The organism is Halomonas beimenensis, from assembly GCF_002549795.1.
GTDB lineage: Bacteria > Pseudomonadota > Gammaproteobacteria > Pseudomonadales > Halomonadaceae > Halomonas > Halomonas beimenensis.
Genome location: NZ_CP021435.1, coordinates 1,276,446 through 1,291,955, shown reverse-complemented (window position 1 = coordinate 1,291,955; position 15,510 = coordinate 1,276,446). Strand labels below are relative to the sequence as shown.

Below are 15,510 nucleotides of genomic sequence, written 5' to 3'. Positions count from 1 at the left end.
GCATCTCTCCATGCTCGGTTCCTGTCTGCCGCCATGATCGACCGAATGGCGCTGCCGGACTGTAAGCCATCGGCGACACCGGCTGTCTCCCCCGGCGACAGGAAGGCGACGACACCGCCGATCGACCTGAGGCGAGGCCGGACTTGCATCCCGGCGCCGCCGCCCCTACATTGCGCCGGATTCCGACATCGAGGAGGCCGCGACATGGCCGTCACCCTGCTCCCCGAGTGGCACCCCCAGGATGCCGTTCAACTGACCTGGCCCGGGCCCGAGAGCGACTGGGCACCGCTGCTGTCTCGCATCGAGGCGAGCCTGGAGAGCCTGGTGGTGGCCATCGCTCGCTATCAGCGGGTGCTGGTCGCCGTGCCGGACGAGGCCACGCGCGAGCGCCTGGCCGACACCTTCCGGCATCGGGGCGTCCCGGGGGAGCGGCTGCTCCTGGTGGTCGCCGAGGCCGACGACACCTGGGCCCGGGATCACGGGCCGATCGCGGTCGCCCGGGACGGATACCCCCTGCTGCTCGACTACGTCTTCACCGGCTGGGGCGGCAAGTTCCCGGCCGACCGTGACGACAGCCTGACTCGTCGGCTCGCCGAGGCCGGCGGCGCCGCCGCGCCCCTGGCGTCCCGGGACCTGGTCCTCGAGGGAGGCGCGATCGACACCGACGGCCAGGGCACCCTGCTCACCACCGAGGCCTGCCTGCTCAACGAGAACCGCAACCCGGGGCTCGGCCGGACCGACCTCGAGGCCCGGCTCCGCGAGGAACTCGGCATCGAGCGGGTGTTGTGGCTGGCCCATGGCCACCTGGAAGGCGACGACACCGACAGTCATGTGGACACCCTGGCGCGCTTCTGCGACCCGAAGACCATCGCCTATGTGCGCTGCGACGACGAGACAGACCCGCACTACCCGGCGCTCTCCGCCATGGAGCGCGAACTGCAGGCCCTCCGCCGGGTCGACGGCACGCCCTACCGGCTGATCCCCCTGCCCTGGCCGCGCCCCTGCCTGGATCCCGAAGACGGCCACCGCCTGCCGGCGACCTATGCCAATTTCCTGATCATCAACGGAGCCGTGCTGGTGCCCGCCTACGGGGACGCCGCCGACCTCCGGGCACTGAACGCGCTGGCCGAGGCCTTCCCGGACCGTGACATCCTGCCCATCGACTGCAGCACCGTGATCCGCCAGCATGGCAGCCTGCACTGCCTGACCATGCAACTGCCCCGGGGGACCCTCGTCGGGACCCGCCACCATGAAGGAGAGACGTCATGACCCGTACCCTCAAGGTCGGCCTGGTCCAGCAGCCCGCCTGGCCCGACAAGGAACGCAGCCTGGCCGAGAGCGAGGCCGGCATTCGCGAGCTGGCCGCCGCCGGGGCCGAGCTGGTGGTGCTCCAGGAGCTCCACGCCACCCACTACTTCTGCCAGTACGAGGATGTCGAACTCTTCGACCTGGCCGAGCCCCTGGACGGCCCCACCGGCCTGCGGCTGGCGGGCCTGGCCGCGGAACTCGGCATCGTGCTGTTGGGCTCGCTGTTCGAGCGCCGGGCTCCCGGCGTCTACCACAACACCGCCGTGGTCTATGATCGGGAACGGGGCCGGGTAGGCCACTACCGCAAGATGCACATTCCCGACGATCCCGGTTTCTACGAGAAGTTCTACTTCACCCCGGGGGATCACGACGCGGATCGCGGCCAGGGCTTCCAGCCCATCGACACCTCGGTGGGCCGGCTCGGCGTGCTGGTCTGCTGGGACCAGTGGTACCCCGAGGCCGCCCGACTCATGGCTATGGCCGGCGCGGAGCTGCTGCTCTATCCCACCGCCATCGGCTGGCACCCGCCGGACGATGCCGACGAGAAGGCCCGCCAGAAGGATGCCTGGACGCTGATCCAGCGCAGCCATGCGGTGGCCAACGGCCTGCCGGTGGTGGCGGCCAACCGGGTGGGCCACGAGCCCGATCATTCCGGCGTGAGCCCGGGCATCGACTTCTGGGGCGGGAGCTTCATCTGCGGCCCCCAGGGGGAACTGCTGGCCCATGCCGGCGAGGAGGCCGAGCGCCTGCTGGTGACCCTGGACCTGGATCGCGGCGAGGACATCCGGCGGATCTGGCCCTACCTGCGCGACCGCCGCATCGACGCCTATGGCGACCTGACCCGGCGCTATCGGGACTGAGCGCGCTTCACGCGCTCAAGCTGCAAGCTGCAAGCTGCAAGCTGCAAGCTGCAAGCTGCAAGCTGCAAGCTGCAAGCTGCAAGCTGCAAGCTGCAAGCTGCAAGCTGCAAGCTGCAAGTCAGCAGCTTGATCCCAGACCGGGCAAAAGCAAAACCCCCGAAGGCTTCCACCTTCGGGGGTTTTGCTTGTAGCTCGGCGCTCGCGCCTACTTCCAGAAATCCCGGATCGAGGCGATCCCCTGGGCCCCCACGGCGCGCGCGTGGTTGGCGTCGAAGCGGGTCATGCCGCCCAGGGCGAAGACCGGCATCCCGGCGTGCTCGACCAGCTGCTGGAAGTCGTGCCAGCCGATCGGCGCCACCTCCGGGTGGGAAGGCGTCGTGCGCAGCGGCGAGAGCGTGACGAAGTCGCAGCCGATGCGATGGGCCTGGGCCAGCTGCTCGCGGTCATGGGTCGAGGCCGACAACCACTTGCCCTCGGCCACCGGCCGCCGCTCCAGGCGCATCAAGCGCTCGCTGGTCAGGTGGACGCCGTCGGCGTCCAGCGCCTCCAGCAGCTCCGGCTCGCCATTGAGCACCAGCCGCGCGCCGTGGCGACGGCACAGGCCCAGGGCCTGCTCCGCCCGGGCGGGGTAGGCCTCACGTTCCAGTTCCTTGGCCCGCAGCTGCACCAGGCGCACCCCATCCTCGGTGAGCGCTCGCTCGAGACGGCCCAGGAAGGTGCTCTCGTCGTCCTCCTCCCCGGTGATCAGGTATTCGGTGGGCAGCATCACCGCACGCAGGATCGGCAGGTTGGCGGCCGGGAAAGGGTAGTTGATCAGCTCCTCCATGGGCACCCAGCGCACCGCTTGCCCCTCGCGGCCGAAGGGCTCGCCGGCGAAATCATGCACCTGCCAGACGTCGAGCAGGATGTGCTTGTCGGAATACTCGTGGTGGATGCGGATCAGCGGCTGGGCGCGGCGGATCTCCACGCCCAGCTCCTCGTGAAGCTCGCGCTTGAGCGCCTCGAGGCCCGTCTCGTAGGGCGCCAGCTTGCCGCCGGGAAACTCCCAGAGGCCGCCGTGATCGACGTTGGACGGGCGCCGGGCGAGCAGCACCTCACGACCGTCGGCGCTGATGATGGCGGCCGCCGCCACATGCACCCTTCTCTTCACCATTGCGTTCATTCACCTTATCCAACTTGATTCCCGCGACCGGAGGGCGGGGGTTGCTCTTGAGTCGAGGTAGGAGCGGAGGCTCAGCTGCGATAGTCGGCGTTGATGGCGACGTATTCGCGGGTCAGGTCCGTGGTCCAGACGGTGGCACTGCGTTCCCCGCGGCCGAGGGCGATCCGAATGGCGATCTCCTCCCGGGCCATCACCGCGCTGCCGGCCTCCTCGGTGTAACCGGCGGCACAGCCGCCGTGCTCCACCAGCCGCACCTCGCCCAGGTCGATGGTCACCCGGGACACGTCGAAGTCCTCCACCGGGGCCCGTCCCACCGCCGCGAGGATACGCCCCCAGTTGGCGTCGCTGGCCGCGAGCGCCGTCTTGACCAGCGGCGAGTGCGCCACCGTGAAGGCCACGTCCAGGGCCTCCTCGCGCGTCACCGCCCCGTCGACCTGCAGGCTGACGAACTTGGTGGCCCCCTCGCCGTCGCGGACGATGGCCTGGGCCAGCTCGATCATCAAGCCCTGGAGGGCGTCACGAAAGACGGCCAGGCGGTGCTCGTCGTCGACCCTGGCTCCCCGCCCGGTGGCGATCAACATGCAGGCGTCGTTGGTGGAGGTATCGCCGTCGACCGTGATGCAATTGAAGGAACGGGCCACGGTCTCGCGCAGCAGCTCGTCGAGCAGCGAGGGGGCGATGGCCGCGTCGGTGGCCACGAAGCCCAGCATGGTCGCCATGTTCGGCTTGATCATGCCCGAGCCCTTGCTGATGCCGTTGATCGTGACCGTCTCGTCACCCAGGCGTACGGTCACGCTGGCCCCCTTGGGCCGGGTATCGGTGGTCAGGATGCCCTCGCCCGCGGCGGCCCAGCCCTCGGCTCCCTCGTCCAGACCGCGCAGGGCCTCGGGCAGGCCGGCCAGCAGGCGCTCCATGGGCAGGGTCTCGCCGATCACCCCGGTGGAGAACGGCAGGACCTGGTTCGCGGCCACGCCGGCCAGATGGGCCAGCTCGGCACAGGTATCACGGGCATCGCGCAACCCGATGTCGCCGGTGCCGGCATTGGCATTGCCGGTGTTGACCACCAGGTAGCGCGGCGCCTCGCCTCGCATCCTGCAGCTTGCCAGGTGCTCGCGAGCCACGCTCACCGGTGCGGCACAGAAGGCGTTCCGGGTGAAGGTACCGGCCACGGTCGCCCCCTGCGGCACCTCGATCACCACCAGGTCACGTCGTCCGGCCGTCTTGATCCCGGCCCGGGCGGTCCCCAGGCGCAGCCCCTCGATCACCGGCATGTCCGGAAAGCTTGCAGGCCCCACTGCCATCGCTTGTCTCCTGTATGAATTCGCTTCGAGCTTCGGGCCTCGAGCAGCCTGGTGGGCTGCGCCTCGCCAGGTCTGATCCGCAGCCCGTTGCCCGACTCAGCTGAGTTTGCCGCAGCACTGCTTGAACTTCTTGCCCGACCCGCAGGGACAGGGATCGTTGCGGCCGACCTTGGGTCCCTCCCGGCGCATCGGGCGACCGTCGGCGCCCGGCGCCGGGGCGGCCGCCGCCGGGCGCTCCTCGCCGTCGGTGGCCGCCTCGGGGGCGTCATGCCGGCTGGCGGCGGACGCCTTCTCGCGCTCCAGGGCCTCGCGGCGCTGTCGCTCCAGGGCCTCGACCTCCTCGGGACGCCGCACCTTGACGTGACTGAGGATGCGCGTGACATCGGCCTTGATGTTGGTGAGCAACATCTGGAACAGCTCGAAGGACTCGCGCTTGTATTCCTGCTTGGGATTCTTCTGGGCGTAACCCCGCAGGTGGATGCCTCGGCGCAGGTGATCCATGGACTGCAGGTGCTCCTTCCAGCGGGTGTCCAGCACCTGAAGCATCACCTGCTTCTCGAAACGCCGCATCAGCTCGGGACCGGCGATCTCGACCTTCTCCTCGTAGGCCTGGCGATGCATGTCCTGGAGGCGTTCCCGGAGCCGCTCCTCATGGAAACGGTCGTCCTCCTCGGCCCACTGGACCACCGGCGCCTCGAGGTTGAACTCGGCCTTGAGATGGGCCTCCAGGCCGGCCAGATCCCACTGCTCCGGCAGGCTCTGGGGCGGCACGAACTCGCTGATCGCCTCGTCGAGCACCTCGGCCCGGATGCCGGCGACGTTCTCGGAGACGTCGTCGGCGGCGAGGATCTCGTTGCGCTGCTCGTAGATGACCCGGCGCTGGTCGTTGGCCACGTCGTCGTACTCGAGCAGCTGCTTGCGGATATCGAAGTTGCGGCCCTCGACCTTCTTCTGGGCCCGTTCCACCGCGTTGGAGACCATCTTGTGCTCGATGGCCTCGCCACGCTCCAGGCCCAGGGCCTGCATCAGGCGCTGCACCCGGTCGGAGCCGAACAGGCGCATCAGGTTGTCTTCCAGGGACAGGAAGAACCGCGTCGACCCCGGGTCGCCCTGGCGACCGGCGCGGCCGCGAAGCTGGTTGTCGATGCGTCGGGACTCGTGGCGCTCGGAACCGATCACGTGCAGGCCGCCGGCGGCGAGTACCGCCTCGTGGCGTGCCTGCCATTCTGCCTTGAGCCGCTCGATCTGGTCCTCGCTGGGCGCCTCCAGCTGGGCCGCCTCGGCCTCCCAGTTGCCGCCCAGCACGATGTCGGTGCCGCGACCTGCCATGTTGGTGGCGATGGTGATGGCTCCGGGTCGGCCGGCCTGGGCGATGATCTGGGCCTCGCTCTGGTGCTGCTTGGCGTTGAGCACGTTGAAGGCGAGCCCGGCCTGCCTCATGAGCCCCGCCAGGTACTCGGAGGTCTCGATGGAAGCGGTGCCCACCAGCACGGGGCGGCCGGCCTCGGTCTGCGCCCTGACATCGGCGATGATGGCCTCGAACTTCTCCTCGGCGGTGAGGTACACCAGGTCGTTCATGTCCTGGCGGATCAGCGGCTTGTTGGTGGGGATCACCACCACGTCCAGGCCGTAGATCTGGCGGAACTCGAAGGCCTCGGTGTCGGCGGTGCCGGTCATGCCGGACAGCTTGTCGTAGAGACGGAAGTAGTTCTGGAAGGTCGTCGAGGCGAGCGTCTGGCTCTCCCGTTGCACCGGCACCCCTTCCTTGGCCTCCACCGCCTGGTGCAGGCCCTCGGACCAGCGCCGGCCCGGCATGGTGCGACCGGTGTGCTCGTCGACGATCACCACCTGGCCATCGTTGACGATATAGTCCACGTCGCGGTGATAGAGGTGGCGGGCGCGCAGCGCCGAGTGCATGTGCTGCAGCAGGTTGAGGTTCTGGGCCGCGTAGAGCGAGTCCTCCTCGCCCAGCAGCCCCTCGGAGCGCATCAGCTCCTCGACCTTGTTGTGGCCGCCCTCGGTGAGCTCCACCTGCTTCTGCTTCTCGTCCAGGGTGAAGTCACCGCTCTCCGGGTCTTCCTCGTCGGTGCAGGGCGCAAGGTTCACCGCCAGCCGGTCCACGACCTTGTAGAGCTCGGTGTTCTCGTCCACCGCCCCGGAGATGATCAGCGGGGTGCGCGCCTCGTCGATGAGGATGGAGTCCACCTCGTCGACGATGGCGAAGCTCAGCCCCCGCTGGACCTTGTCCTCCAGCGAGAAGGCCATGTTGTCACGCAGGTAGTCGAAGCCGAACTCGTTGTTGGTCCCGTAGGTGATGTCGCAGGCGTAGGCGGCCCGCTTTTCCTCAGGGGTCTGGCCGGCATAGATGGTCCCCACGGAGAGTCCCAGGAACTCGTAGAGGGGACGCATCCAGTCGGCATCACGGCGAGCCAGGTAGTCGTTCACCGTGACCACGTGCACGCCTTCGCCCGGCAGGGCATTGAGGTAGACCGCCAGGGTGGCCACCAGGGTCTTGCCTTCCCCGGTCTTCATCTCGGCGATGCGACCGTCATGGAGGGTGATGCCACCGATCATCTGGACGTCGAAATGGCGCATGCCCATGACACGCTTGCCTGCCTCGCGCACCGTGGCGAAAGCCTCCGGGAGCAGGGCATCGAGGGACTCGCCGCCCGCCAGGCGCTCGCGAAAGGCCGGCGTGCGCGCCTTGAGCGCTTCGTCGCTGAGCGCCTCGAGCTCGCTCTCGAGGGCATTGACACGCGCCACGGTGCGGCCCATGCGCTTGATTTCTCGGTCGTTCTTGGAGCCGACGACCTTGCGTAACAATGTATTGATCATGAAGGATCCAGTCGCTGCGTGATGCTTCCGGCCGGGGTTGCCCCGCCGCTCGTCGTTCAGGGTCGACCGGCGACTGGCGGCCCCCGACGGGTCAGCACGTCATGCGCGGCCACGGCCCGGCATGGCGGCGAATCCATTGGCTCGTGACGGAGGGCGAGCCCGATCGACGCGGGACGCGGTCCGGGCGGCCAGCGGCGAGTGGCGCGACGCCGGGCCTGGAGCCGGGAACTGGCCCGGATCAGCGCCGGCGCCAGGATGCAGATCTGGATGACGCGCTCGACATGCCGGGTCGAGTCCAGCTGGGCGAGTCCCGCCGGGAGCAGGCAGCCCACCAGCAGGCCGGCGAGCCACCAGGGCGCCTGACGGTGCCCGGACACCCGCGGACGACGCGCCGCATCCTCGATCGGGCGCAGGCCCCGGGCGAGGTCGGACGAGGGACGTTCCGCGGTGAGGTGGGTCATGCTGTCGTGGGACTCCCGTGCCTGTGCTAGGCTACGTCATTCCAGTGCCGCCGGCGGGTGGCCGACGTCGATCGATCCAGGGTCCGGACCCCGGGAAACAAGCTGATGAGTATAAAGGTTAAGCGGTTCCGAGCACAGCCCATGTCCCGGCTGCTGGGCGGCGGTGGCGAACTCGGCGACCTGATGCGGCGGGCGCGCCTGATCGACCAGGCGCAACGCCACCTCCGCGACCACCTGCCCGGGGAGCTCGGCGAGCACCTCTTCGTCGGGGGCTTCCACCAGGGACGGCTGACCCTCATCACCGACCGCGCCGTCTGGCTGACCCGCTTGCGCTACGAACAGCCGCGCCTGCTGGAGCTGCTCCACCAGCTTCCGGCCTTCGCCGCGGTGACGGGGTTCGAGCTCAAGGTCCGCCCGGTGCGCCCTCCCAAGGCACCGCCCCGCCAGACTCGTCGGCTGACGTCTCGCGCCGCCGACGAGCTGTCGAGCTGTGCGGCCGACGTGGACGACCCGGGGCTCAAGCGCGCCCTGGAACGGCTCGCCTCCCACGCCGAACGAGACCCGTAAGCCCCGCCAAGCTGGAAGCGCGAACGCAGCACAGCCAGGACCTGATATGAAACAACCCCGCTGGAAGGCCCAGCGGGGTTGTTTGTCTTCCAGCTTCCGGCCGCGAAGCGGCGCTCTTCCAGCTTACGCCTCCCGGCGGAGCCGGAGGCTTACAGCTCCCGGCGAAGCCGGGTCCGGCTCAGGCCATGGCCGGTGCGGCGTAGGAGATCGGCGCCTTGGCGGCCTCGTCCTCGAAGGTGACGATTTCCCAGGCGTCCGCCGTCTCCATCAGGGCGCGACACAGCTGGTTGTTCAGGGCATGACCGGACTTCACGCCACGAAACTCGCCGATCAGGCTGTGGCCGAGCTGGTAGAGGTCGCCGATGGCATCGAGCACCTTGTGCTTGACGAACTCGTCGTCGTAGCGCAGCCCACCCTCGTTCACGATGCGGTAGTCATCGACCACGATGGCATTGTCGAGGCTGCCGCCCAGCGCCAGATTGTTGGACCGGAGGTGCTCCAGGTCACGCATGAAGCCGAAGGTCCGGGCCCGCGACACCTCCTTGACGAACGAGGTCGTGGAGAAATCGACCATCGCGGTCTGCTTCTGGTCCTCGAAGACCGGGTGGTCGAAGTCGATGGCGAAGGACACCTTGAAGCCGTGATGGGGAAGGAAGATGGCCTCCTTGTCGCCGTCACGCACCACCACTTCGCGCTTGATGCGGATGAACTTCTTGGGCGCGTTCTGCTCGGCGATGCCGGCGGACTGGATCAGGAAGACGAAGGGGCCGGCACTGCCGTCCATGATCGGCACCTCGGGAGCACTGACGTCCACGTAGGCGTTGTCGATCCCCAGGCCGGCCAGGGCGGACATCAGGTGCTCCACGGTGGCCACCTTGACGCCGTCCTGGGACAAGGCGGTGCACAGGGTAGTGTCGGCGACGTTCTCGGCCCGCGCGGGGATCTGCACCTCGGGCTCCAGGTCGGTGCGCACGAAGACGATGCCGGTATCGACCGGCGCCGGGCGCAGGGTCAGGTAGACCTTCTTCCCCGAATGCAGGCCGACGCCGGTGGCGCGGATGACGTTCTTGAGGGTGCGTTGTCTGATCATGGGCAGTCGCCAGGCACTCGTTGATTATCAAACACTGTTCACTATAACACCGAACGTCCGTTTCAACAAAAGGAACTTCCCCTAACGCTGCCTATACGAACGATAGCGACTCTCAATCGGCCTGGCGCCGCAGGAAGGCCGGGATGTCCAGATAGTCGTCGAGCTCCTGGGACTTGCGAGGCTCCGGCTGCGGACGAGACGCTTCCTGGGGCTCGGGCTTGGAGGCGGCCGCCGCGGTACGACCGCTGCCGGGCTGGGGACGGCCGGCCGCGGCGGGCTGACGCTGACGATAGTCGCCTCCGGCCTCGCTGCGGCGGGCGGATTCGCGGCTGGTCGCCTGGGACTGGCGCTGGCCATCGAGCCCGGCGGCCACCACGGTGACGCGAAGCTCGTCGCTCATCTCCATGTCGATGGAGGTACCGACCACGATGGTCGCGTCCTGGGAGGCGAACTCCTGAACGGTGGCCCCCACGTCGTTGAACTCGCCGATGGAGAGATCGGGGCCGGCGGTGATGTTGACGAGGATGCCACGCGCTCCATGGAGGTCGATGTCCTCCAGCAGCGGGCTGCGGATCGCCTTCTCGGCGGCCTCGCGGGCCCGGTTCTCGCCGGTCGCCCCGCCGGTCCCCATCATCGCCATGCCCATCTCGGACATGACCGTGCGCACGTCGGCGAAATCGACGTTGATGATCCCCGGGCTGGTGATCAGCTCGGCGATGCCCTGCACGGCGCCCAGCAGGACGTCGTTGGCCGCGCTGAAGGCGGTGAGCAGGCTGGCGCTCTTGCCGAGCACCGACAGCAGCTTCTCGTTGGGGATGGTGATCAGCGAGTCGACATGCTCGGAAAGCTCCTTCATGCCTTCCTCGGCCGCCCGCATCCGCTTGGGCCCCTCGAAGGGGAAGGGACGGGTCACCACCGCCACGGTCAGGATGCCGAGCTCCTTGGCCACCTGGGCGACGACGGGGGCGCCGCCGGTCCCGGTCCCGCCCCCCATGCCGGCGGTGATGAAGACCATGTCGGCGCCATGGAGCAGCTCGGCGATGCGCTCGCGGTCCTCCATCGCGGCCTGACGGCCGACCTCGGGATTGGCACCGGCCCCGAGACCCTTGGTAATCTCGCTGCCGAGCTGGAGCACGGTCTTGGCCGCCACCCGCTTCAGCGCCTGGGCATCGGTGTTGGCGCAGATGAACTCCACGCCCTCGATGCTGCTTTCGACCATGTGGTTGACGGCGTTACCGCCGCCGCCGCCGACACCGATGACCTTGATGACCGCACTGCTTGAGGGTGCGCTGTCTACCAGTTCGAACATTAGCCCCGTCTCCTGGACCGCTTGCGCGGCCATGTCAGAAATTTCCTTTGAACCAGCCCTTGAGCTTCGCGAGCGCCGGAATCCCTTCCCCTGCGCCACGCCGGGCAGGTTCACCGCGCCTCGGCTGCGCCGACATGCTGCCCCCGGACGGCTCCAGCTGGCCGTGCCCCTGACGGGCCTCGTTAAGAGCGTAATGTAGCAAACCGACCCCCGTCGAATAAATCGGATTGCGCACCACGTCAGCGAGCCCTCGCACGTTCTGCGGACAGGCGATGCGCACCGGCATGTGGAAGATTTCCTCGGCCAATTCGACCACGCCTTCCATGCGCGCCGTCCCCCCCGTCAGCACCACGCCGGCGGCCACCAGGTCCTCGTAGCCACTGCGCCGCAGCTCGTCGCGGACCAGGGTGAAGAGCTCCTCGTAACGAGGCTCCACCACCTCGGCCAACGACTGACGAGACAGGTCACGGGCCGGCCGGTCGCCGACGCTCGGCACCTTGATCATCTCGTCGCTGGCGGCCAGCTGGGTCAGCGCGCAGGCGTACTTGACCTTGATCTCCTCGGCGTGCTGGGTCGGGGTGCGCAGCGCCATGGCGATGTCGTTGGTGACCTGGTCGCCGGCGATGGGGATCACCGCGGTATGGCGGATGGCACCCTCGGTGAACACCGCGATGTCGGTGGTACCGCCGCCGATGTCGACCATGCAGACGCCGAGCTCGCGCTCGTCCTCGGTCAGCACTGCATGGCTGGAGGCCAGTTGTTCGAGGATGATGGCGTCCACGTCGAGACCGCAGCGACGCACGCACTTCTCGATGTTCTGGACGGCGTTGAGCGCCGCGGTCACCAGATGCACCCGCGCCTCGAGGCGTACCCCGGACATGCCCAGCGGCTCGCGGATGCCGCCCTGGGTATCGATGGCGAACTCCTGGGGAAGCACATGCAGCACCCGCTGGCCTTCCGAGATGGCTCGGGCACGGGCGGAGTCGATGACCCGGTCGATGTCGGTGGGCGCCACCTCGCGCTCCTTGATGGCCACCACGCCATCGGAATTCATGGAGCTGATGTGGCTGCCGGCAATGCCCACGTAGACGGAATGGATGTCGCAGCCGGCCATGAGCTCGGCTTCCTCCACGGCGCGCTGGATCGACTGCACCGTGGACTCGATGTTGATCACGACCCCCTTCTTCATGCCGCGGGAGGGGTGCGAGCCGATGCCGGCGATCTCGATGCCGCCATCATCGGTGGGTTGCCCCACGATCGCCACGACCTTGGAAGTTCCGATATCCAGCCCGACTACCATATTGGACGCATTGGATGGACCTGACATGAGCCGGGAAATCTCCTCGAGCCTGACCCGCTTGGGGAAAATAAGTGTTTGAAACGAAAAAAACCTGGGCCAATTATAGGAACATCTTCCCGTCCTTCACCAGCCCGAGGCGAAAATCATCCGTCACGATACGGCGATTTTCGTCGAAAAGGAATACCTCGATAGCGCCTCAACCGGAGGGCGAAGCCCCCCGGCGGGCGCCGCCTTGACTCGCGCCACCGGCCAGAGAAGGGGCGTCATTGCCGTGCCAGGCCACCGCCACCCCATTGGGATAACGCAGGTCCAGATAGCGGATATGCGGCGCCAGGGCCGCGAACTCGCGCTGCCAGGCCGCCAGGAAGCGAGCCAGCCGAGGCTCTCGATGGTTGCGCCCCAGCATCACCCAGATGCCCTGCTCGAGCTGCAGCCGCCAGGCGCCGCGATCCTCGAGTCGCAGCTGACGCAGGGAAAGCCCCCGCGCCCTCAGTCGCGCGGCCAGGGTGTCATGGTAGGCCAACACCTCGGGCCCGCTGCCCGGGGGACCCGCCAGATAGGGCAGGCCGCCGGGCGCGGGCAGCGGAGCGAAGGCGAAAGGCTCGCCCTCGGGGTTGAGCAGCCGGTCATCGTTCCAGCGTGCCACCGGCACCTGCTCGACCAGCTCGAACACCAGGGCGTTGGGCCACTCGCGACGGATGCGCACCTCGCGCAGCCAGCCGATGGCCCGTGCCCGCTCGCGAAGCTCCCCGAGGTCCGCCGACAGCCAGGCCTGCCCGCGGACCAGGGGCGCAAGCTGCCCGCGCAGATAGTCCGCCCCCGCATGGTGGAGCTCCCCGCGGATCGAGACCCGCTCGATGGGGCGATCCAGCCACATCCACAAGGCTCGCCCGCCGGCCCCCAGCATCAGCGCCAGCAGCAGGACCCCCAGCAGGCTTCCCCGACGGGCCATCCGTCAGCCTCGCGCCGCGGTGGCGAGGATCCGCAGCACCAGGGCATCGAAGTCGATGCCGGCATGGGCGGCCGCCTGGGGGACCAGGCTGTGGTCGGTCATGCCGGGGACGGTGTTGACCTCGAGCAGCCAGAAACGCCCGGCGGCATCGCGCATGACGTCCACCCTGCCCCAGCCTTCGCCGCCGATGGCGGCGAAGGCCTCGCGGCACAGTTCGGCGAGCTGCGCCTCCTCGCCCGCCTCCAGTCCGCAGGGCAGATGGTACTGCGTCTCGTCGGAGAGATACTTGGCCTCGTAGTCGTAGAAGCCACCGGGTACCTCGACGCGGATGGCCGGCAGCACCTCGTCGCCGAGCAGCGACACCGTGTACTCCTCTCCCCGGATGAATCGCTCGGCCATCACCCGGGCATCGAAGCGCGCGGCATCGTGGTAGGCCGCCTCCAGGGCCTCGGCGCTGTCGACGATGGTGATGCCGAGGGTGGAGCCCTCGTGCACCGGCTTGACGATCAGCGGCAGACCGAGCCGTTCGACGACGCCCGGCCAGTCGGCGTCCGGTCCCAGCATCACGCTCTCCGGCGTGGGCAGCCCCAGCGCCTGCCAGACCAGCTTGGTGCGCTGCTTGTCCATCCCCAGCGCCGAGGCCAGCACGCCGCTGCCGGTGTAGGGGATGTCCAGCAGCTCCAGTGCGCCCTGCAGGGTCCCATCCTCGCCGCCCCGGCCGTGCAGGGCGATGAAGACCCGATCGGGCGCAAGCGCCTCGAGGCCCGCGAGACCGCCCTGCTCGGCGGGGTCGTAGCCGATGGGCGCGACCCCGGCCCGCTCCAGTGCCGACAGCACCGCCGCCCCGCTCTTCAGCGACACCTCGCGCTCCGCGGAGTCGCCGCCGTAGAGCACCACCACCCGGCCCAGGCCGGTCACGTCCAGGGTCATAGCGCCACCTCGTCGACGGACAGTCGGGCGTCGGCGAGCCGCTGGGCGATGCCGCCCACGTCACCGGCGCCCTGGGTGATCAGGATATCGCCGGGGCGCAGCACCTTGGCCAGCAGTCCCGGCAGTTCGCTCTTGTCCTGGACGAAGATGGGGTCCACCTCGCCGCGCTGTCGGATGGAGCCGGCCAGGCTACGGCCGTCGGCCCCCGGCAACGGCGCCTCCCCCGCACTGTAGACGTCCAGCAGCAGCAGGGTATCGACCTCGGCCAGGACCCGCACGAAGTCCTCGTAGAGATCCCGCGTGCGGCTGTAGCGATGCGGCTGGTAGACCATCACCAGGCGTCGGTCCGGCCAGCCGTCGCGCACGGCCCGGATGACCATTTCCACCTCCCGGGGATGGTGGCCGTAGTCGTCCACCAGCATGACCTCCCCCTCGCCGCCCGGCAGCGCATAGTCGCCATGCACCTGGAACCGGCGCCCGACGCCGGCGAAGCCGGCCAGACCCTGCAGGATGGCGGCGTCGTCGACCCCGGCATCGCTGGCCACGGCGATGGCCGCCAGGGCGTTCAGGGCGTTGTGGCGGCCCGGCATGGCCAGGCGCACCGGCAGGGGCACCAGGCCGTCGGGGCGACGCGCGGTGAAGCGCACCTCGCCGGCCTCCTGGGCGAAGTCCTCGATGCGGTAGTCGGCGTCGGCGCTGAAGCCGTAGGTCACGAACTGGCGGTTGACCCGCTCGATCAGCCCCCGGACGTTGGCGTCGTCGATGCACAGCACCGCGAGACCATAGAACGGCAGGTTGTGCAGGAACTCGACGAAGGTGCCCTTGAGGCGCTCGAAGTCGCCGCCGTAGGTGGCCATGTGGTCGGCGTCGATGTTGGTGACGACGGCCACCATGGGCTGCAGGTGCAGGAAGGAGGCATCGGACTCGTCGGCCTCGGCCACCAGGTAGTCGCCCTCCCCCAGGCGCGCGTTGCTGCCCGCGCTGGTCAGCTTGCCGCCGATCACGAAGGTCGGGTCCAGCCCGCCCTCCCCCAGCAGGGTGGCGGTCAGGCTGGTGGTGGTGGTCTTGCCGTGGGTGCCGGCCACGGCGATGCCATGCCGGAAGCGCATCAGCTCCGCCAGCATCTCGGCGCGACGCACCACCGGCACACGATGCTCCTGGGCCCAGCGGATCTCGGGGTTGGTCTCGTCCACCGCGGTGGAGACCACCACCACGTCGGCATCCCGGGCATTGTCCTCGGCGTGGCCGATGGCCACCCGGATGCCGGCCTCCCGCAGCCGTGCCACCACCGGGGAGGCCTTGAGATCGCTGCCGCTCACGGTGTAGCCCTGGTTCGCCAGCACCTCGGCGATGCCGCACATGCCGGCGCCGCCGATGCCGACGAAGTGGATGCGCCGGATGCGGCGCATGCCCAGTCCCCGCCCGGGTCGCGGGG

General features: G+C 68.8%; 13 protein-coding genes. 3 read left to right on the top strand and 10 right to left on the bottom strand.

Annotated elements, in window-relative coordinates:
• Positions 1-204 precede the first annotated feature (204 nt).
• On the top strand, positions 205-1,269 hold the full coding sequence (locus BEI_RS06135) for an agmatine deiminase family protein (RefSeq protein WP_097788685.1): 1,065 nt from the start codon (positions 205-207) through the stop codon (positions 1,267-1,269).
• A complete protein-coding gene (locus BEI_RS06130; protein WP_097788684.1) occupies positions 1,266-2,168 on the top strand; it encodes a carbon-nitrogen hydrolase in 903 nt (300 codons plus the stop codon). Before BEI_RS06135 ends, BEI_RS06130 begins: the two co-directional genes overlap by 4 nt.
• Positions 2,169-2,373: 205 nt before the next feature.
• On the opposite strand, the gene BEI_RS06125 is transcribed toward BEI_RS06130, so the two are convergent.
• From BEI_RS06125 to BEI_RS06110, 4 genes are all read right to left on the bottom strand, one after another.
• A complete protein-coding gene (locus BEI_RS06125; protein ID WP_097788683.1) occupies positions 2,374-3,321 on the bottom strand; it encodes a Nudix family hydrolase in 948 nt (315 codons plus the stop codon).
• Positions 3,322-3,401: 80 nt separating this feature from the next.
• Positions 3,402-4,631 carry a bifunctional glutamate N-acetyltransferase/amino-acid acetyltransferase ArgJ gene (gene argJ / locus BEI_RS06120; RefSeq protein WP_097788682.1) on the bottom strand — a complete coding sequence of 410 codons (1,230 nt, stop codon included), beginning with the start codon at positions 4,629-4,631 and terminating at the stop codon, positions 3,402-3,404.
• A gap of 96 nt (positions 4,632-4,727) precedes the next feature.
• Complete coding sequence (secA, locus tag BEI_RS06115) at positions 4,728-7,466, bottom strand: preprotein translocase subunit SecA (RefSeq protein ID WP_097788681.1); 2,739 nt, start codon at positions 7,464-7,466, stop codon at positions 4,728-4,730.
• A gap of 56 nt (positions 7,467-7,522) precedes the next feature.
• Positions 7,523-7,927, bottom strand: coding sequence for a hypothetical protein (locus BEI_RS06110; RefSeq protein ID WP_097788680.1), 405 nt, complete (start codon positions 7,925-7,927; stop codon positions 7,523-7,525).
• 105 nt (positions 7,928-8,032) lie between these two features.
• Between BEI_RS06110 and BEI_RS06105 the strand changes: the two genes are divergently transcribed.
• The gene (locus BEI_RS06105; protein ID WP_193765167.1) at positions 8,033-8,494 is read left to right on the top strand and encodes a DUF721 domain-containing protein; all 462 of its coding nucleotides are present in this window, start codon (positions 8,033-8,035) and stop codon (positions 8,492-8,494) included.
• 178 nt (positions 8,495-8,672) lie between these two features.
• Here the strand turns inward: BEI_RS06105 and lpxC are convergent, their stop codons facing one another.
• The 6 genes from lpxC to murC form a co-directional block, all read right to left on the bottom strand.
• On the bottom strand, positions 8,673-9,584 hold the full coding sequence (lpxC, locus tag BEI_RS06100) for a UDP-3-O-acyl-N-acetylglucosamine deacetylase (RefSeq protein ID WP_097788678.1): 912 nt from the start codon (positions 9,582-9,584) through the stop codon (positions 8,673-8,675).
• Between the two features lie 112 nt (positions 9,585-9,696).
• Complete coding sequence (gene ftsZ, locus BEI_RS06095) at positions 9,697-10,893, bottom strand: cell division protein FtsZ (RefSeq protein ID WP_097788677.1); 1,197 nt, start codon at positions 10,891-10,893, stop codon at positions 9,697-9,699.
• A gap of 34 nt (positions 10,894-10,927) precedes the next feature.
• Entirely contained in the window at positions 10,928-12,220 is a 1,293-nt protein-coding gene (ftsA, locus tag BEI_RS06090) for a cell division protein FtsA (RefSeq protein WP_097788676.1), read from the bottom strand.
• Between the two features lie 169 nt (positions 12,221-12,389).
• On the bottom strand, positions 12,390-13,145 hold the full coding sequence (locus tag BEI_RS06085) for a cell division protein FtsQ/DivIB (protein ID WP_097788675.1): 756 nt from the start codon (positions 13,143-13,145) through the stop codon (positions 12,390-12,392).
• A 3-nt stretch (positions 13,146-13,148) separates the two neighbouring features.
• Positions 13,149-14,075 (bottom strand): D-alanine--D-alanine ligase, encoded by a 927-nt coding sequence (locus tag BEI_RS06080; protein WP_097788674.1) that lies wholly within the window; start codon positions 14,073-14,075, stop codon positions 13,149-13,151.
• Entirely contained in the window at positions 14,072-15,484 is a 1,413-nt protein-coding gene (murC, locus tag BEI_RS06075; protein WP_097788673.1) for a UDP-N-acetylmuramate--L-alanine ligase, read from the bottom strand. Before murC ends, BEI_RS06080 begins: the two co-directional genes overlap by 4 nt.
• Positions 15,485-15,510 lie beyond the last annotated feature (26 nt).